This window comes from Paenibacillus sp. FSL M7-0802 (genome assembly GCF_038004945.1).
Lineage (GTDB): Bacteria > Bacillota > Bacilli > Paenibacillales > Paenibacillaceae > Paenibacillus > Paenibacillus polymyxa_B.
Map to the genome: position 1 here is coordinate 47,897 of NZ_JBBOSD010000001.1, position 15,193 is coordinate 63,089.

Annotated in this window: 26 protein-coding genes; all 26 read right to left on the minus strand. The window is 34.1% G+C overall.

Going from position 1 to position 15,193, the window contains the following annotated elements; translation table 11 throughout:
• Positions 1-36: 36 nt before the first annotated feature.
• The gene (locus MHB54_RS00135) at positions 37-426 is read right to left on the minus strand and encodes a hypothetical protein (RefSeq protein WP_340981076.1); all 390 of its coding nucleotides are present in this window, start codon (positions 424-426) and stop codon (positions 37-39) included.
• Between the two features lie 58 nt (positions 427-484).
• The gene (locus tag MHB54_RS00140) at positions 485-748 is read right to left on the minus strand and encodes a hypothetical protein (protein WP_340981077.1); all 264 of its coding nucleotides are present in this window, start codon (positions 746-748) and stop codon (positions 485-487) included.
• Positions 749-779: 31 nt separating this feature from the next.
• Positions 780-1,241, minus strand: coding sequence for an IDEAL domain-containing protein (locus MHB54_RS00145; RefSeq protein ID WP_340981078.1), 462 nt, complete (start codon positions 1,239-1,241; stop codon positions 780-782).
• A 189-nt stretch (positions 1,242-1,430) separates the two neighbouring features.
• Complete coding sequence (locus MHB54_RS00150; RefSeq protein WP_340981079.1) at positions 1,431-1,571, minus strand: hypothetical protein; 141 nt, start codon at positions 1,569-1,571, stop codon at positions 1,431-1,433.
• Between the two features lie 34 nt (positions 1,572-1,605).
• Positions 1,606-1,803, minus strand: a complete 198-nt coding sequence (locus tag MHB54_RS00155; RefSeq protein ID WP_068939680.1) for a hypothetical protein — start codon at positions 1,801-1,803, stop codon at positions 1,606-1,608.
• 175 nt (positions 1,804-1,978) lie between these two features.
• Positions 1,979-2,251, minus strand: a complete 273-nt coding sequence (locus MHB54_RS00160; RefSeq protein ID WP_068939678.1) for a hypothetical protein — start codon at positions 2,249-2,251, stop codon at positions 1,979-1,981.
• 31 nt (positions 2,252-2,282) lie between these two features.
• Positions 2,283-2,474: a hypothetical protein gene (locus MHB54_RS00165; RefSeq protein ID WP_340981081.1), complete on the minus strand. Its 192-nt coding sequence runs from the start codon at positions 2,472-2,474 to the stop codon at positions 2,283-2,285.
• Positions 2,467-3,192, minus strand: a complete 726-nt coding sequence (locus MHB54_RS00170) for a metallophosphoesterase family protein (protein ID WP_340981083.1) — start codon at positions 3,190-3,192, stop codon at positions 2,467-2,469. The genes MHB54_RS00165 and MHB54_RS00170 overlap by 8 nt, the downstream gene beginning before the upstream one ends.
• A gap of 524 nt (positions 3,193-3,716) precedes the next feature.
• Entirely contained in the window at positions 3,717-3,920 is a 204-nt protein-coding gene (locus MHB54_RS00175) for a hypothetical protein (RefSeq protein WP_340981085.1), read from the minus strand.
• Positions 3,921-3,964: 44 nt separating this feature from the next.
• Positions 3,965-4,255 carry a hypothetical protein gene (locus MHB54_RS00180; protein ID WP_340981087.1) on the minus strand — a complete coding sequence of 97 codons (291 nt, stop codon included), beginning with the start codon at positions 4,253-4,255 and terminating at the stop codon, positions 3,965-3,967.
• Positions 4,252-4,443, minus strand: a complete 192-nt coding sequence (locus tag MHB54_RS00185; RefSeq protein WP_340981090.1) for a hypothetical protein — start codon at positions 4,441-4,443, stop codon at positions 4,252-4,254. The genes MHB54_RS00180 and MHB54_RS00185 overlap by 4 nt, the downstream gene beginning before the upstream one ends.
• Position 4,444: 1 nt before the next feature.
• Positions 4,445-4,693, minus strand: coding sequence for a hypothetical protein (locus tag MHB54_RS00190; RefSeq protein ID WP_340981091.1), 249 nt, complete (start codon positions 4,691-4,693; stop codon positions 4,445-4,447).
• 2 nt (positions 4,694-4,695) lie between these two features.
• Positions 4,696-5,094: a YopX family protein gene (locus MHB54_RS00195; protein WP_340981092.1), complete on the minus strand. Its 399-nt coding sequence runs from the start codon at positions 5,092-5,094 to the stop codon at positions 4,696-4,698.
• On the minus strand, positions 5,084-5,320 hold the full coding sequence (locus tag MHB54_RS00200; protein WP_340981093.1) for a hypothetical protein: 237 nt from the start codon (positions 5,318-5,320) through the stop codon (positions 5,084-5,086). Before MHB54_RS00200 ends, MHB54_RS00195 begins: the two co-directional genes overlap by 11 nt.
• A 211-nt stretch (positions 5,321-5,531) precedes the next feature.
• Positions 5,532-5,921, minus strand: a complete 390-nt coding sequence (locus tag MHB54_RS00205) for a hypothetical protein (RefSeq protein WP_340981095.1) — start codon at positions 5,919-5,921, stop codon at positions 5,532-5,534.
• A gap of 34 nt (positions 5,922-5,955) precedes the next feature.
• Positions 5,956-8,001: a hypothetical protein gene (locus tag MHB54_RS00210; RefSeq protein WP_340981097.1), complete on the minus strand. Its 2,046-nt coding sequence runs from the start codon at positions 7,999-8,001 to the stop codon at positions 5,956-5,958.
• A 155-nt stretch (positions 8,002-8,156) separates the two neighbouring features.
• A complete protein-coding gene (locus MHB54_RS00215) occupies positions 8,157-8,444 on the minus strand; it encodes a hypothetical protein (RefSeq protein WP_340981099.1) in 288 nt (95 codons plus the stop codon).
• Positions 8,445-8,467: 23 nt separating this feature from the next.
• Positions 8,468-8,650, minus strand: a complete 183-nt coding sequence (locus tag MHB54_RS00220; protein ID WP_340981100.1) for a hypothetical protein — start codon at positions 8,648-8,650, stop codon at positions 8,468-8,470.
• 2 nt (positions 8,651-8,652) lie between these two features.
• A complete protein-coding gene (locus MHB54_RS00225; RefSeq protein WP_340981101.1) occupies positions 8,653-8,883 on the minus strand; it encodes a hypothetical protein in 231 nt (76 codons plus the stop codon).
• A gap of 6 nt (positions 8,884-8,889) precedes the next feature.
• Positions 8,890-9,252, minus strand: a complete 363-nt coding sequence (locus MHB54_RS28670; RefSeq protein WP_445671133.1) for a lysostaphin resistance A-like protein — start codon at positions 9,250-9,252, stop codon at positions 8,890-8,892.
• 278 nt (positions 9,253-9,530) lie between these two features.
• Complete coding sequence (locus MHB54_RS00230; RefSeq protein WP_340981102.1) at positions 9,531-10,022, minus strand: dihydrofolate reductase; 492 nt, start codon at positions 10,020-10,022, stop codon at positions 9,531-9,533.
• Positions 10,019-10,807 carry a thymidylate synthase gene (thyA, locus tag MHB54_RS00235; protein WP_340981104.1) on the minus strand — a complete coding sequence of 263 codons (789 nt, stop codon included), beginning with the start codon at positions 10,805-10,807 and terminating at the stop codon, positions 10,019-10,021. Before thyA ends, MHB54_RS00230 begins: the two co-directional genes overlap by 4 nt.
• 62 nt (positions 10,808-10,869) lie before the next feature.
• Positions 10,870-11,649 (minus strand): hypothetical protein, encoded by a 780-nt coding sequence (locus tag MHB54_RS00240; protein WP_340981105.1) that lies wholly within the window; start codon positions 11,647-11,649, stop codon positions 10,870-10,872.
• A 35-nt stretch (positions 11,650-11,684) separates the two neighbouring features.
• Positions 11,685-12,653: a class 1b ribonucleoside-diphosphate reductase subunit beta gene (nrdF, locus tag MHB54_RS00245; protein ID WP_310168751.1), complete on the minus strand. Its 969-nt coding sequence runs from the start codon at positions 12,651-12,653 to the stop codon at positions 11,685-11,687.
• Positions 12,654-12,673: 20 nt separating this feature from the next.
• Positions 12,674-14,749 carry a class 1b ribonucleoside-diphosphate reductase subunit alpha gene (nrdE, locus tag MHB54_RS00250; protein ID WP_340981106.1) on the minus strand — a complete coding sequence of 692 codons (2,076 nt, stop codon included), beginning with the start codon at positions 14,747-14,749 and terminating at the stop codon, positions 12,674-12,676.
• Positions 14,746-15,096, minus strand: a complete 351-nt coding sequence (nrdI, locus tag MHB54_RS00255) for a class Ib ribonucleoside-diphosphate reductase assembly flavoprotein NrdI (protein ID WP_340981107.1) — start codon at positions 15,094-15,096, stop codon at positions 14,746-14,748. Before nrdI ends, nrdE begins: the two co-directional genes overlap by 4 nt.
• Positions 15,097-15,193 lie beyond the last annotated feature (97 nt).

Here is a 15,193-nt window from a genome sequence, read left to right on the forward strand (position 1 = left end):
TTTTTTGATTTTCTTATATTGATTTATCGGACAAATCTATATCCGTCTTATTTTTTCTGTATTTTCGATCCTAAAAAACGAAGGCTCATAACCGAACTCCCTCATCCACTCCCGAACAACTTGAGTTAGCCTTTCATCTAAAATCTCTCTTTCTTCCCGCTTCACATAATACAGGTAGTCTTCTGCTGCTTCACCAACTTCATCATAAATAGATGACGCAATATCATCCAAAACTCCCTCAGAATCAACAGTAATGCTATTACTAATTTCGCAAAGTTGACCAACATAGAATTCTTTTTGTTCTTCTGGCGAATAGTATTCCTTTGCTGCTTCAATTGCTTGCGCTTTTAAATCAAAATACTCACCGATCCCCCAAACTCCATCTGATACATCGTTAAACATCCACTGTCCGTTTTTAAAAGTCATAAAACTTATCTCCTTTGTTTTAAATTTATATAAAACGTAGTTATTGCTCCAAGACTCATCAATCAGTATCTTCAATAATGAGTTTAAAATGTTTACTACTATAAACCTTCCAACCTTCATTATGTATAGTTTGAGACAGCATTTCTATTGTGACTGGATAATTATAAAATCCTGTCCCATTTAAATTATGTAGGTAAAACCTCCAATGGGGTCTTGTTTCGTAATAAACACAGCTCGGCAATTCATTTACGATATAATAATTTCCTTCTATTTCAACAATTGATCCAGCTTCAATCAGTGACTTTCTAATATCGACCTTCATTTAATACTCCTTTCCTGATCAAATTTATGTTTTACACAAATTGCTTATATTTATTTGCTAGCTCTACAAACCACTCTTTATCGTTCATATCAATAGCCATATCGATTAAAGTCATAACACATTCTCTGTCTAGTTCAGGTTCTTCTTTGATAACAGTAGCCACCAATACAGTATTCGCGTTATAACTGCTCACTCTTTCTTCCACTTGATCGATCTCATTTATGTATGCTGCTACGTCCACTTTTCCACCAAACTCTAATTCTAACATTCCTTTAATCTCTTTTAGCGTAAGTCTTCGTTTTAATAGTTCTTCCTTATATTTGAATGAAACAATCTTGCCACTAAAATCCAACCTTCTTATAATAAAATCGTAATTACTTGCCATTACATCGACATCGATTTCAATCTTGGGTTCACTAGTGAAATAGCCATAATGCTTTTTTAGGGACTTCTTCAAAATCTCAAAAATATCATCTTGGTTTAAGAATTTCATATGTATTATAGATCATTAAAAATGATCGTCCTCCGATTGATAATATTCTGTACCGCTATTTATTTGCCATTGCCATAGCTTACTTATGTATTTAGCATACTGCTGATCTGTAATTTGTTTTGAGTCTTTCTTGCTGTTCAATATTTCCATGTAGTTTTGAATCAAGTTGTACCCCCTATTCAAGCCAAATTATTTAACATAAGTTACTTTCAATAAAAAAGGGTGAACATCTCTAATTTTCCAACCTTGTGACTCCATCAGTTTTTGGTGATTAATGCCTTCTTCTTCTGTTTCATATGTATATATTACTTCTTCGCGTTCAATCTTCATCGTCGTATCCCCTTCTCGTTATAAAAGTCGCCTTTTATTGTGATTCAAAATAACTTTGAACCTTTTTGGAATTTCCACCTAGATACATTTTGATCTCATTTAGCATTCTTATAGTATCTCCAAATGGTTCCTTCATGTGTGGAGAATATTCTATAGCAGAATCCGTTGCTGCTAATATACACAGTTTTTTATCTAATTCATCAAACAAGTCGCCCAATACAGTACCTTCCATGTTTCTCTCTCCAATCTTCGTAAAATGCATTTTTTACTTACATAGTGCTTCAATTGACTTAATTAATTCTAGCTTATCAACACTGACCTCTCTGTCTCCTAGTTTTATTGTCACTTCCGAAGAATCACGACAAGATTGAATATCAATTGTTTCTGTTGAATATGAGTTGTGGCTATCAGTTTGTAAATTGAGCGTTATTTTCATCTGTACGTCCTCCGTAAAAATACTCAGATTTGGCAAGTTCGACCCTATTGTCAGATAAATTTGGAAAAAGGTAATCCTTATTAAATACAGTTCTGTAGAATATCCAAAAAACTTTCATTTTTATATTTACGTTAAACTCAACAATAGCTCCAGCCCTTTCCCAATATGTTGTTTTATTCTTATGGATGATTTTATATTTCTTGTTACCATGATCGAAATAATGAATTTCTTTTTGGATACTCATCTAAACCCTCTTTCCTTATAAAATATGAGTTTTACTTTTTTATTTTTCTGTAGTCTATATAATCTACAATAGCGCCTAAAAAGCAAACTCCTGAAAATCCAAACCAAAACCACAAGGTTGTTGTCTTGGGGTAAATCATTCCATACATAGCAGCACCCAAACCAACGCAGCCAAGCAGAAACATTAGATTCATAGTAAATTTTAATTTTTCTTTTTTATTCATTTATGGTTCCTCTGCGAACAAAATATTCCCCATATGTCCCATCTTCTTTTATCTCAAGTGCATTAAGCTGTAGACCGTATGCACAAGCTCCATCAATGCCTATTTTGTCTTCATCTGGACTGAACCAAATATCCTCAGAATCATGTAAATAAATGCAAGGAGTATGACCAAATACAACAGTTTTATCTAGTCCAGTCTTATTAGTAAAGAAAGGCTCTCTAATCCAAATAAACTCTGAGTCAGATGTATTTTTCCAATCTTTATGAAACGGATTGATACCTGCATGAACATAGATGTGCGACATATCTTCGTAATATAAAGGTAGTTGACCTAAGAAATCAATGTGGTGTTGATAATGTTCCCGAATAAACTCTTTTGCTTTTATGTATTGGTTCCACTCAAATCCTTCTTCGAAAAAACTTATTCCACAATAACTTTCTACCGTTTGAAATCCACCATTATTCAACCATTGAGCATCTAATTCTTCTGTATCATTGTTTATGGCAGAAACAAACATATCGTCATGGTTTCCTTTAAGGGCAACAACACCCCATTCATTATGAAGCAGCATTACTTGTTCAACCATCTGCCTACTCTTCTGTCCTCGATCAACATAATCACCAAGTAGAATGAGTTTATCCTGAGAAGGATTGTACTTTGCTTTTTTCAATAATGAATTATATTCGTCATAACAGCCATGCGGATCACTAACTGCCAATGTTCTGATATATATTTCCCCCTCTTTTTTATGTATTTAGAATTTATCATATTTACGATGCCAACCACATTTAGTGCATGTTGCTGAAACTCTAGTCTTGGATGTAGTAAAATTGTAATCTGGATGATATGTTTTAAAAATGCTCTCATCATATATCCATTCATGTTCACATGACCAAGACCTAATTGACCAAATCAACCACTTCAAAATTTACTCTCCTTTTTATAAAACAAGTGTTTTACAACAATATGTATTAGTTAAAATGTCTTTAAGATTATTTTCCAATGTCACTATTAACTGCTCCCATCGATTTTTTGTTTACATTTCTTCTCTTCTATCATTTTTCTCATATGTTCTAATTCCCAACTATTACAATGTACCAATTCACCGTCTATGTACCACCACGATGATCTTTCTTTTAATCGTCTCAATATCTCTATGAATTCTTCTTCCCTCATCTTGAATTTAAAATCATTCAATGTATTTACTCCTATCTAATTAAAACAGGTATTTGATCATCTTCATTAAAATATTCTGTGCCATAACGACCAAAAAGTTCTTTTCCATTTACCTTCAACTAACTCATATCCATCTATGTAACATTTTCCATTAATTGTTGTGATATTTTTACCCGACATTTTTGGATGAAAAGATACTACATAACTTCCAGACACAACGCTTCTCTTTTCTGTATTCACAAAAATAGTCCCACTCATAAATACTCCCATTCTTTCACCCTTTCTTTGTTTCTGATAAAACTAGACTTTTACGATCAATAGCAACTTGCTTGCCCATCACTATACCCTTCGTGGTAAATTTCTGTGACTATCTCAGTGATTTTACATGCAGTTTCATAAGTAACTTGAATACCAAAATCACAAATTAATGATTCATTTGAATCGAATTCACCCACAGACCATAGATTTTCATTTGTTGAATCATTGGGTACTCTGAGTGGATTATAGTATGTTTCAGTATAAGTCCCCTTTTTCCCTTTATCTGTGTTTGGGAATATATTAGACAATCCTTGTATGGCTGCTATAGTCTTTTCTAACTCATTCATTGGTCTATATTCTCCTTCTCGTATTCATCTGTGTGTTGATAAGCAATTTGCACAAAAGCTCCATCAATATATGTAGTTATTTTATATTCATTTAACAAAGCACATACAGCATTCTTCTTGCTGATTTCTTTAAACATAACCTTTTTGCCTTTTTTCAGCTTTTTGATGATTGTTAGTATTTCATTCATACTATGAAGCACCACCTTCTTCAATTATCTTTATAGAGATTTCAAATTTATACTTTTTATCTGCCTCAGTTAACCCTTCCAATAAATCACTTGGATAAATCATGTACATTCCTTTACTGAATACAGCTCTATCAAACTTATTAGGTTTTCTTCCTGTGATTAGTCTGAAGTCGTCCTTGTCTACATCAAAACAAAACGCTTCGTGATCCCCACTTGGATAACCTGTAAATTCGATTGTTTTCTCTCTCATTTTCATACCTCCAATAGTTCGGGATTGTCGTAGATATTTCCTATAATTTCGCATTCATCTGATACATAATTATAGTCGTAGCATAATGGCTGATCTCCCAGATGCCATGCATATTCTCTATATTCAATCACTTCATTATGATAAGTTGGATATGTATTTTCTGGTGTTTCATATAGATCAGGTGCTTTTAGGATATCTTTGTCATATGCTTCTACTCCATTTTTATCAGGTAATCCTAAAGACTTACTAACTGTAGTTGGATCAACTTCATACCAGAATCCTGTGTTAAAATATATATCGTGCCAATCTACAATGTAATTCTTAGTGGTATTGTCACCAATTAAGTATCCATAAATCCATTCACCTGTTTCAATATCCTTGCCGCGATGTTTATTGTCCATCTGTTACTCCCCCAATTAATTCAAAGCAATCTTCTAACTCAATTTTTCTGTTAAAATTTATCTTACCTACATATACTTCTCTTCCTTTTGAGTCTGTCGCAAAGTACTCCTCTGATTCTATGTACAAGTCAGCCAACAATACTTCACCTTCGTAAACTTCACAAATTAGATTGCCGCGATTAAATTCTTGAAACGACTCTGTACATCTCACATTAATTTGTTTCAATATATTTACCTCCTGATAAAATTAGATTTTTATCTGGTTATTTCAAATGGTCTGCAACTCTATCTTTTTAGCCTCTATCATGTAAATCAACTCCTTTTAATGTTATTAATACATTATTATGTATATTTCGGACTTCATATTATACTGTAAAGGGAGAGCAACGGGGAGATTTTTTGAGTATTCACTTCGCCCATTGCTCATATTTTAAATATTAGTTTTTCAATTCATTAAGCATTGCTTCAAGTTCTTCAACTGATTTGTTCTGTAAATCTTCATTTTGCTTAACTGACAGAATGGCAAGAATCTTCTGTCTTTGTTCTTTTTGTTCTTGCGCTTTAAGATGTAGTTCTTTTTCTGCCAATTTAGTGGACACAATATATTTCACAATTTCAATTTTTACATCTAGTTCTTTATCTTCTTTTGTTTTTGTGCCAAGAAGACTCTCTTCTTTAACTTGCTTAAGATGAGAATTCAACGTCTTAAAAATTGAATCCAAATCCTCTACTTTTAAATCAAACAAATCTTCTGTGGATACTAAACCTTTGAAAGGGAATCGGAATTTGTTTTTCAATGCAACCTCAAACATTTGTTCGTTTGTCATAATTAATCTCTCCTTAGTATTCATTAGTATTATTTTAGAATTTTACTTTTATAACTCTTTCTGATTGACCCTTTACTTTAACTAATAAATCATTACGTTTAGTTGAACTGAATCCCAATCCTGACAGTTGATCATCGACCGTATTTACCGCCATCTTACTTCCGAGTGCTTCGAGTACGCGTTTATGTTGCATCAATTCTTCATTAAGAAACTCGTTGTAAAAAGCATTGGGCTGCTCTGTATTGATACATTCTTTCAACATAAACATGTAATGACGATGCCCGATTCCTTGCTGCTCATCCCAGTAATTTGGAGAATGACATACGACAGACACAGGAACAAATTGATTGGTCTTCAATCCCCATACTTCTTTCGATGATACATTAAAAGGAATTTTTTCTTTGATAGTGAAACCAGTGTTTCTATTAAAAGTAACTTCTGCTACTTCAACCTTTTCACCATTTCTCAGTTCCTTATTGTATTCAAAGGAGTAAATTTGACCATCAAACTCAATCTCTGCTTTAAAACCATTCTTGCCTCCCCGGTGCGAGAAGTTATGTACCAAAAACTTGTAGGTTCCTTCTAACATTCTGTCTCTATCAGTCCATGTGATATTCTCTACAGCAGGAACACCTCGTTCTGGGTTGATAATATCAACATCTAATTGTCCAGTAGTATATCGATTTGTTTTTTCTCCGTAATAAATCCAGTTTCCATTAGGCTCGTAGCAGTGAGCATCCAAGTCGTTCCGATCATGTTGTCCATCATTCCATTGGATAGAAAATCTTAGTACCCCTTCTACATTACCTCCAGCAGATTTTACTCGTTCTTTTATTGCACTATCGGCAATATTTCCTGAATAAGCCCAACTAAAAGCATTATTCCACTTGAACATAGTTTTAGCGTCTTTGTTTTCTGGTGCAATCAATGAAACCATATTGCTTGAATGTTTATTCTCCAAGTACACATCAAGTTCATTCACAGTTGGCAGAATGTTTTCTAAGAAAGACTCAATAGAAACTTCTTCAACTCTTGAGAACTTCTTAGGATTGACAGTGATTTCATTAGACATTTCATCAAAAATATTGGCGGCGCCTTGAATTCGTTTTGCTGAATCCTTATTCGAGAAGAGAATATTGTTCACAGTAATGTCATCTAAAGTAGCATGTCTACGACTTAAAGATTCAACATACCCTAATTCCTCAATAGTCTTTTTGGCGTTATCAAGCATTTTTTGAGTAAAGATTGCCTTTGGACGTTTATAGTTGGATGGAGCGACAATTGCTTCGTATTTCTTAACTGCCATGTCTAAATCCAGCCCATCGCTAATATTAATGAGCAATGTTCCAATGCTGTGGTTTCTGATACGACCAATTGCAGCACCGACATTTACGGATTGTTCCCATGTGTAGTTTTCTTTTTCTTCTTCAGTTTGTAACTTATCGTATGCTTTCTTCAATTTGAGAAATTCAGTCAGTACACCTCTCCACTCATCACCTTTATATAAAGAATTTTGAGAAATGAGTTCCAAAACTGTGACAAGACTATCTTCTGTGATTTCCTCTAGGGAACGTTTGAATACATTTCTTGTATCTCGATACGCTCCTTTGATTTCCGCTTCCGATTTGTGACTTCTGTCAATAAACTGATCGGGTAACTCCATATATAAGTGATCCCATTCAATTACTTTGATGCCTGTGTTTTCAAAGTTTTTATCTGTACCAATCTTTTTAATTTTGCTCACATAAACATCAGAAACAGCATGAGACTTAACATAATCGGATAGTGTATTAATAACTGGTTGAAAAGTTGCATCGTTTGTTTCGAAATCCCAAATTGTTTTCATTTCGTTGTTCTTAATAAATACTACATTTCCAATGTTCTTAATAAATTGTCGGCAACAACTGCAATCATATTCTCTACGCTCTCTGAAAATTTCGTTTGTCCCTTCTGGAAAGCTATCCAAATATAGATTCCAGAATGAGTCTTTGTCCAAATCTACCTCATATAATTTAGTGGCTTCTTGAGACAGTTTGTTGAAGTTCTCTTGCAATAACACTTTCAGTTCTTTGATTTTCATATTAAATTCTCCCTATATGGTTTTATTTTTTATTAAATCTTATATGTAATCTGTGTTCCTTAAGGTGGTCTGATCATTTACTGCTCCCCTATTGTGTAATTAATCCATTGTTATATGTAGTATATATTTTGATAAAAGACGGCTTTTACGAAGAATTACACAAGCAACTTTCCTTCAAGTCGATCATATGCATATTTAACACTTTCACTAACTTCTATGTATTTATCATAATCCTTAGTCAAACCAATCACTTTGCCGTTTTGTACCGTAAACTGGAGATGATAGTACTGAATATATTTTCTGTCTTCATGTTCAGCGTACTTTCTTCCTAATGCAACCGCCCTTTTAATTTTGTATTCAACATCAGTGATTGAATCGCATTTTAGAAAACTAACTGGGCAACATTCTTTATATTGCTCAATAACTCTGTTACTCACTTTCATTCAACTGTTCTCCTATGTATTATTTAATTTAATATGATTGATTCATTGTTATATGTTTCAGCAAACTCTTTATAGAATTTATTATTTTTATCCAATTCATCCTGTCCATCTTTAATGCCTAACTCATAACACATTTTCCTATGTCCTTCTCTGACTTCCTCAAATGCTTTACTCCAGAATATTTTATGTATAATGTTTTGAATCAAATTTATTTCACCTTCCTTCCCGTGAGATTAACGAACTTGCCAAACTTCTCAATCTTATATGGCCTTGGAGAGCTGGACTGATATTCCAATAATTCATTATAGGTTTCTTCGTTAGGCTTAATTTCTGTGCCTTTAAAATTTGTCTTTTCTCCAATAATAAATGTTGTTGATCTAGGATCACCATCAACCCAACAGATATCCAGTAGTGTTTGTGCTTCATGACTTAATTGCATGTTTTTTCATCCTCTCAGTGACATAAATAAAATGACAAAGTAATTGAACAATAGGTGACTGCAAATTGGAACCAGTATGTTATTTGTCTTTTTATAATAGTAGCTCCATACCATTCCAATAAATACGTAACCAAGGGAGCCTGCTAGATTCCAATGTGGTATTGCAAATAGTACAGAACTTAATATGGAAGCGATCCAAAAGTTATATTTCTTATTTAGTTTCGTGAATAAATACTTTCTACAAATTAATTCTTCTACTATTGGACTAAAGATTATTGCGTATATGTACATAATTGGTGTTTGAAGATGTGTTGCTGGCTGCTGAATAATAAACAATGATGAAATTTTGGTTAGAGCAGAGAATCCCATAATGGCGAAACAAAATGAATTAAATATTGATTCTCTGTTTATTTTAGTATTGATTTGCTCGTAATCTTCTCTGAACCAATACTTGCCGTATTTCAGTATTAATCCCAGAATTATTGTTGGGGCTATATTTACAATGAGGGAAAGCGTATATCGTCACTCCCTTTGTCGTGGATGTTTTTCATTTCAACCACCTCCTAATAAAAAAAGTACAGGCTTTGTTTAACCTGTACTCATATTATCATATTTAATTATTTTTGTATATAGGTATTTCATTATTTTTATTTATTTAAATCATAATGGACAATTCTTATCGAATGGTCACTAGATTCTTCTGCTTCAACCTCAATACAATTGATCTCTCTCCATCTGTGACGATCATAAGGCGGGAAATAAGTATCCCCACTAAATTCTCCATCGATATGAGTTAGTATCAATTTATCCGAATAAGGAATAAATAACTCATAGACTTCTTTGCCGCCTATAATAAATGTTTCCTCAGAAGATTCTTTTACGAAATTCAAGATATCATCTATATTGTTAAATACTTCACAGCCATCTGCTTTATATCCCATATTTCTTGTGAGTATAATGTTAACTCTGTTTTTAAGTGGTTTTCCAATACTCTCATATGTTTTTCTTCCCATTACAACGTTATTTCCTGTAGTTTGTGCTTTAAAAAAGTCCATATCGGCTTTAATCTTCCACGGGAGTCTACTACCGTTACCTATTAACCCATTCTTATCAAGCGCAGCTATAATTATAATACTCATACCGATACTCGCATTTTAATGGATGGGTGCGATTGATAATCAAGCATTTTTACGTGTTTATCCACATCGAATTCATGGAAGTCTGTTACTGTTGGATCAAGCCACAACTTAGGGGCAGGATACGATGTACGGTTAAAGATTTCCTTAATAGGCTCATAGTGCTGTTCATACAGATGAGCATTAGTTATAGCTATCATCAATTCTCCAACTTGTAAACCTGCTACTTGGGCAATCATATGCACCAAAATGGCTGTTTGAGCTATATTGTAGGGCAAGCCTAAAGCAACATCAGAGGATCTAATAGTTGTATGCCAGTTCAACTTACCGTCATTCACATCGGCAATATGATTGAACATACAAGGAGTTAACGACATTTTATCCAAATCGGCAACAGCCCACAAATCAATAACCATTCTTCTAGATTGGGGATTATTTTTAAGTTCGTTAATCAACTTATTGATTTGATTGTGCTTTTTGATTTGAGCGCCATAAGCTTCGCCTATAGTACCATCGGGCAACTTCCATTCATCCCAAATTTTAATACCTCTATCATTTAACCACTGTACATCATTCGATCCCTGCTGATAAATCCATAGCATTTCTTTAGTTAGTGTTTTATAGCCAGTGAATTTAAGTGTTAGAAGAGGGAACTCTTCGGCAAGATTAAAACGTAATACTTTTCCAAACACTTTTTTGCTACGATCTGCTGTTCTATTGGTATCTTCGTATCCATTCTCTAGAATATCTCTTACAAGAGCTAAATATTGATTATCAACGGATGACATTTTATCCTCTCCTTTTCATAAATAAAGGCAGTGGAATTACCACCGCCCAAAGCTTTTTTGTTTTAGTTAAAACGTTTAGCACCAAGTTCGATTTGTCGTTTTACTTCTTCTTCAATCTTAGGTTCTGGAGCTTCCCATCCTTCAGGCTTAATCACCTTACCTACTTTATCATAGTGTGGCTTCCCATCAGGGAAGATTTTAGACATATTAGCTCGATGTACTAAATCAAAAATCCGATCTGGTACAACGGATGTCTCAACAAGTCCGCCTTCAGCAAAGTATTTAATATCAATCAATGCATCGACCTGACCAATCAAACGATCTTCTGGAAAGGGTTTGGTGAGTTGTTTTTTATATGTTTCTTCGGCGTTCAAGATCAATTCAGCAAAAAATTTATCGAATCTCTCTTTGTTCCCACTCGTTGCATACAAAAGTTCAATCACTTCCTCAAGCAAAAATGAAGCACGATTAATCGCAAGTTTGTCACTTAGTACAGTTGGCACGTCTGGAGCAGGGCAATTAAATGTCTTTTGGAATTCACGTACCTTGAAGAAATCACTACCCTGATTATAATACTGAATCTTCACATTCTTAAGATGGAGGTTTCCGTCTAGATCAATCTTAATATACCCATCATTGGTAGTATTCTTGTTTTTATACTTTCTAAGCATTTTAGTTTCAAACTTATTCGTGCGTCTTTTATTTTTAATGAAATATGTAACTACAGTAGTACCATTTAGATGTCCCTTAACAACACCTTTTACCTTGAGTGGTTTGATGTAAACTTGGTCACCAATATTATAAAATGGTTGTTTTACTTGCTTGTTATTTTGAACTGTCATATGTATTTTGGCTCCCTTATATCACTTTTTTAGTTCTACTTATTAAAATCAAACTTAAAATCTTCGTCTGTCATTCTTTCAATATTTGTTGTTCTGACATAGCCATTCCCTTTTTTCGAAAAGAAGTCATGTTGCTTGGTGTTTGTGCTAATCCCATTCTGAACAATTGGATTGATATCTTCTACGGGAAAGTGGTTATCGAAGCCTAGATTCTGCAAGGCACGATTTGCATTATAACGTACATACTTTTTAACTTCTTCTTCAAGGCCAATGACGGTATACAGTTCGTCGGTATATTCTGCTTCGTTTTTATACAGCTCTACCACGAGATCTAGTACTTCTTCCCTTACTCTATCCTTTTCACGTTTATTCATGGATTCGTACACTTCTTGAGCAATTAAACCTGTATATAAACCGTGTATAGCTTCGTCCCTTAAAATAAGATCAATAATCTCTCCACTTGCTGTTAACTTGCCTTGTCCAGCTAAATACAGAGGATAAAAGAATCCGCTATAAAACAAATAGCTTTCTAAAAGAACAGAAGCAGCCATAGCCATGTAAAAATCTCTTTTGGTTCTAATATTAATGTAATATTGCTGAATTGTTTTAGCCTTTTGTTGAAGATGTTTATTTTGTTCCACCCATTCGAAAATTTCATCTATTTCTTCGGTAGTAGCCAATGTTGTAAAGATGCTGCTGTACGATTTGGCATGAATTTGCTCCATCATACCCATAAAACCGAATACTGCTTTTCGCTGAAGGCCTTCGACTCTCTCTAAAATTTGGGGCATCCCTACCCCTCCCTGAAGAGTATCAAGCAACGTCAAACCACCCAACACCCTTTTATATACATCTTGTTCAGTCGGCATTAAATCAACCCAGCTCATTTTGTCATCGGATAGTGGAATCTCATCATCTGTCCAAAATTGTTCAATATTCTGCTTCCAAAATGTCTGAGTAAACCCATCGTCTTCTCTGTTCCAATTTACAGCTTTTAATGTCATCTAGCGACTCTCCTGTTCGTTTAAATAGCACAACTTGTACATTCTTCTACGGATAATTTTTTAGTACGTGTATAATACAAAGATTTGAGACCTTTTTTATTAGCATATACATAGTATCTTCCCAATTCTTTGGTGGACACATCACTGTTTACATACAAGATTGTTGATACACCTTGATCGATATGTCTCTGAATTTCTGAAATCAAATCAATCATCTTGAACATATCCATATTGTATGCTGATTTATAAAAGAAGAAGTTGTCTCGTGCCAAAAACGGCATAGGATAATACGTTGTTGAATTAGCGTAAGTTCTAGTTTCAATTGGTTCAACGATTGGCATAACACTTGAAGTTGAATTTTGCACATAGCTTATAGATTGCGTTGGAGCAATTGTGAGTCTGTATGCATTAGCCAAACCAAATTCAGCAACTTGCGCTTTCAGTTTCGTCCAATCTTTTTTAGATGGGAGATTAATCCCTTCAAATAGCTTTTTGATCTTATCACTGACTGGATTGAAGTCTTCTTTTTCGTACATTGTAAAGTAATTTCCATTTGCATATTCGGAAAGTCCAAACCCTTTAAATGAGCCATACTTCTTAGAAAGTTCCATACTTGCTTCAAGAGAGTGAAAATTCATAGCAGCAAAAAACGCTCTAACGAATTCAATGGCTTCATTACTTTCATAGGCAATACGGTTTTTCGCTAAAAACCCATGCAGGTTCATTGCTCCAAGTCCAATTGAATGCAACTCATCATTGGCTAATTTCACACCGGGAGCATTACCGATGTTGGTCAATCTTGACACAGAGTCGATTGCATAAATTCCTGTGAATACAGATTCCTTGATGTTTTTAGATTCCATAACGTTCACAATGTTCAATGAAGCCAAATTGCAGCTAATGTCCTTACGGATTATGTCGTCTTGTCCATAATCGTTAATTTCTGAAGTTTCTTGTAGCTGAAAAATTTCAGTACATAGATTTGACATCTTGATATTTCCAATTCCTTTTAAAGCATGTGTACTGTTAGCGTTATCTCTATTTACAATGTATGGATAGCCAGATTCAAGTTGCGATACAGCAATTTTAGTAATCATATCTCTTGCATCTAGGCGCTTCTTTTTAACTGCTTCGTTCTTCAGCAGTTCTTCATACATCTCGTCCATATTCATGTCATCAAGATGAATTCCATAAGCTTTGTATACTGAATATGGTGCAAATACATATAAAGGTTTATCTTGTTCGGCAAGTTCATAAAATTTTCGAGGCACTATGAGACCGATAGAGAGTGTCTTAAGTCGGGACTTTTCATCGGCATTAATTTTTTTACTGTCTAAGAATTCTTGAACATCCCATCCAAAGATATTATAGTATCCAGCTCCTGAGCCTTTGCGTTGCCCCATTTGATCAGCATAGGAAAAAGCATCTTCCATAAGCTTCAAAACAGGACTTATTCCTTTAGCAGCCCCCTCAACTCCTTTAATTGGTTCGCCTCGTCCACGCAACTTAGAAAGGTTTACTGCAACACCTCCACCAATCTTAGAGAGCTGCATACAAGTATTAAGTACATAGTTAATGGAGTTTAAAGAATCATCCATCTCAAGCAAGAAACAAGACACCATTTCTCCTCTTCTGCTACGTCCAGCATTCAAATATGTAGGAGTGCTGGGTTGAATTCGTTGCTCCATTAATCCTTTTAGAATGTTCACTGCCACTTCATAATGTCCTTGTGCCAAATACATTGCGACCACACAATTGTGTTGTTCGATGTCCTCAAGATAACTGTTTTTATCGTTCGTTTTCAATGCATAATCGTTATAAAACTTTTGAATAGCCATATATGAAGCAAATTTAAACTTGTAGCTATAAGCAATTTCATGCAACTTACTTACTTCTTCCTTGCTATAAAACTCGTAAAAATCTATGTAATAGTCATTTTCAATTAGATGCTTCATTCGTTCTTCGTTATTATTGAAATGCACCATATTTTTAATGACTTCTTTTTCAAACTCTTTGATTGCTTCATAATCTTTTTCAAGATCAAAGAATCCGTCTTTTTTCTTCATGATTAGGTTGTTCAATTCTAAGTATTTCAAATATTTTTAATCCTTTCGTTTATAATTTCAATGTCCATTTGGTTACCTGAGAGTTCAAATTTGTGAATCAAAGGAATACAATATTCATGTGATATAATTTCTGCTGCTTTGCCAAACTTTAGTCCCCAGTTACGGTTACCACTAGAGATAACGCCTTTCATATAATACTCATTATTTTTAACAAACTCTGCAACTCTTTTGGGTACTTCTCCAAATCCAGTTGTATACGTAATTAAAACGAAAGGTTCATCAACGAGTAATCCATCATTGATTTTAATATTTCTCATTCCTAGTTTCTTTATAAATCGTTCCACGTTGCCTGTTAGTGAGTCATATACAACTAACATTCGATCTCCCGCATTCTAACCTCCTTATGCCCTACCGCCCACCCATTATTTTATACTTTGTTTTTAAACAATAACTTACCTTTCAAGAACCTTATTA

What these genes read in the sequence shown, in the direction of transcription:
- MHB54_RS00215 (WP_340981099.1), bottom strand. Translation starts at nt 8,444, where the DNA reads ATGAAAGTGAGTAACAGAGTTATTGAGCAATATAAAGAATGTTGCCCA.
- MHB54_RS00155 (WP_068939680.1), bottom strand. Translation starts at nt 1,803, where the DNA reads ATGGAAGGTACTGTATTGGGCGACTTGTTTGATGAATTAGATAAAAAA.
- MHB54_RS00185 (WP_340981090.1), bottom strand. Translation starts at nt 4,443, where the DNA reads ATGAATGAAATACTAACAATCATCAAAAAGCTGAAAAAAGGCAAAAAG.
- MHB54_RS00140 (WP_340981077.1), bottom strand. Translation starts at nt 748, where the DNA reads ATGAAGGTCGATATTAGAAAGTCACTGATTGAAGCTGGATCAATTGTT.
- nrdF (WP_310168751.1), bottom strand. Translation starts at nt 12,653, where the DNA reads ATGACATTAAAAGCTGTAAATTGGAACAGAGAAGACGATGGGTTTACT.
- MHB54_RS00145 (WP_340981078.1), bottom strand. Translation starts at nt 1,241, where the DNA reads ATGAAATTCTTAAACCAAGATGATATTTTTGAGATTTTGAAGAAGTCC.
- MHB54_RS00175 (WP_340981085.1), bottom strand. Translation starts at nt 3,920, where the DNA reads ATGGGAGTATTTATGAGTGGGACTATTTTTGTGAATACAGAAAAGAGA.
- MHB54_RS00165 (WP_340981081.1), bottom strand. Translation starts at nt 2,474, where the DNA reads ATGAATAAAAAAGAAAAATTAAAATTTACTATGAATCTAATGTTTCTG.
- MHB54_RS00135 (WP_340981076.1), bottom strand. Translation starts at nt 426, where the DNA reads ATGACTTTTAAAAACGGACAGTGGATGTTTAACGATGTATCAGATGGA.
- thyA (WP_340981104.1), bottom strand. Translation starts at nt 10,807, where the DNA reads ATGTCATCCGTTGATAATCAATATTTAGCTCTTGTAAGAGATATTCTA.
- MHB54_RS00205 (WP_340981095.1), bottom strand. Translation starts at nt 5,921, where the DNA reads ATGACAAACGAACAAATGTTTGAGGTTGCATTGAAAAACAAATTCCGA.
- MHB54_RS00160 (WP_068939678.1), bottom strand. Translation starts at nt 2,251, where the DNA reads ATGAGTATCCAAAAAGAAATTCATTATTTCGATCATGGTAACAAGAAA.
- MHB54_RS00195 (WP_340981092.1), bottom strand. Translation starts at nt 5,094, where the DNA reads ATGGACAATAAACATCGCGGCAAGGATATTGAAACAGGTGAATGGATT.
- MHB54_RS28670 (WP_445671133.1), bottom strand. Translation starts at nt 9,252, where the DNA reads ATGGGATTCTCTGCTCTAACCAAAATTTCATCATTGTTTATTATTCAG.
- MHB54_RS00180 (WP_340981087.1), bottom strand. Translation starts at nt 4,255, where the DNA reads ATGAATGAGTTAGAAAAGACTATAGCAGCCATACAAGGATTGTCTAAT.
- MHB54_RS00190 (WP_340981091.1), bottom strand. Translation starts at nt 4,693, where the DNA reads ATGAGAGAGAAAACAATCGAATTTACAGGTTATCCAAGTGGGGATCAC.
- MHB54_RS00240 (WP_340981105.1), bottom strand. Translation starts at nt 11,649, where the DNA reads ATGACAGTTCAAAATAACAAGCAAGTAAAACAACCATTTTATAATATT.
- MHB54_RS00225 (WP_340981101.1), bottom strand. Translation starts at nt 8,883, where the DNA reads ATGCAATTAAGTCATGAAGCACAAACACTACTGGATATCTGTTGGGTT.
- MHB54_RS00150 (WP_340981079.1), bottom strand. Translation starts at nt 1,571, where the DNA reads ATGAAGATTGAACGCGAAGAAGTAATATATACATATGAAACAGAAGAA.
- MHB54_RS00230 (WP_340981102.1), bottom strand. Translation starts at nt 10,022, where the DNA reads ATGAGTATTATAATTATAGCTGCGCTTGATAAGAATGGGTTAATAGGT.
- MHB54_RS00210 (WP_340981097.1), bottom strand. Translation starts at nt 8,001, where the DNA reads ATGAAAATCAAAGAACTGAAAGTGTTATTGCAAGAGAACTTCAACAAA.
- nrdI (WP_340981107.1), bottom strand. Translation starts at nt 15,096, where the DNA reads ATGTTAGTTGTATATGACTCACTAACAGGCAACGTGGAACGATTTATA.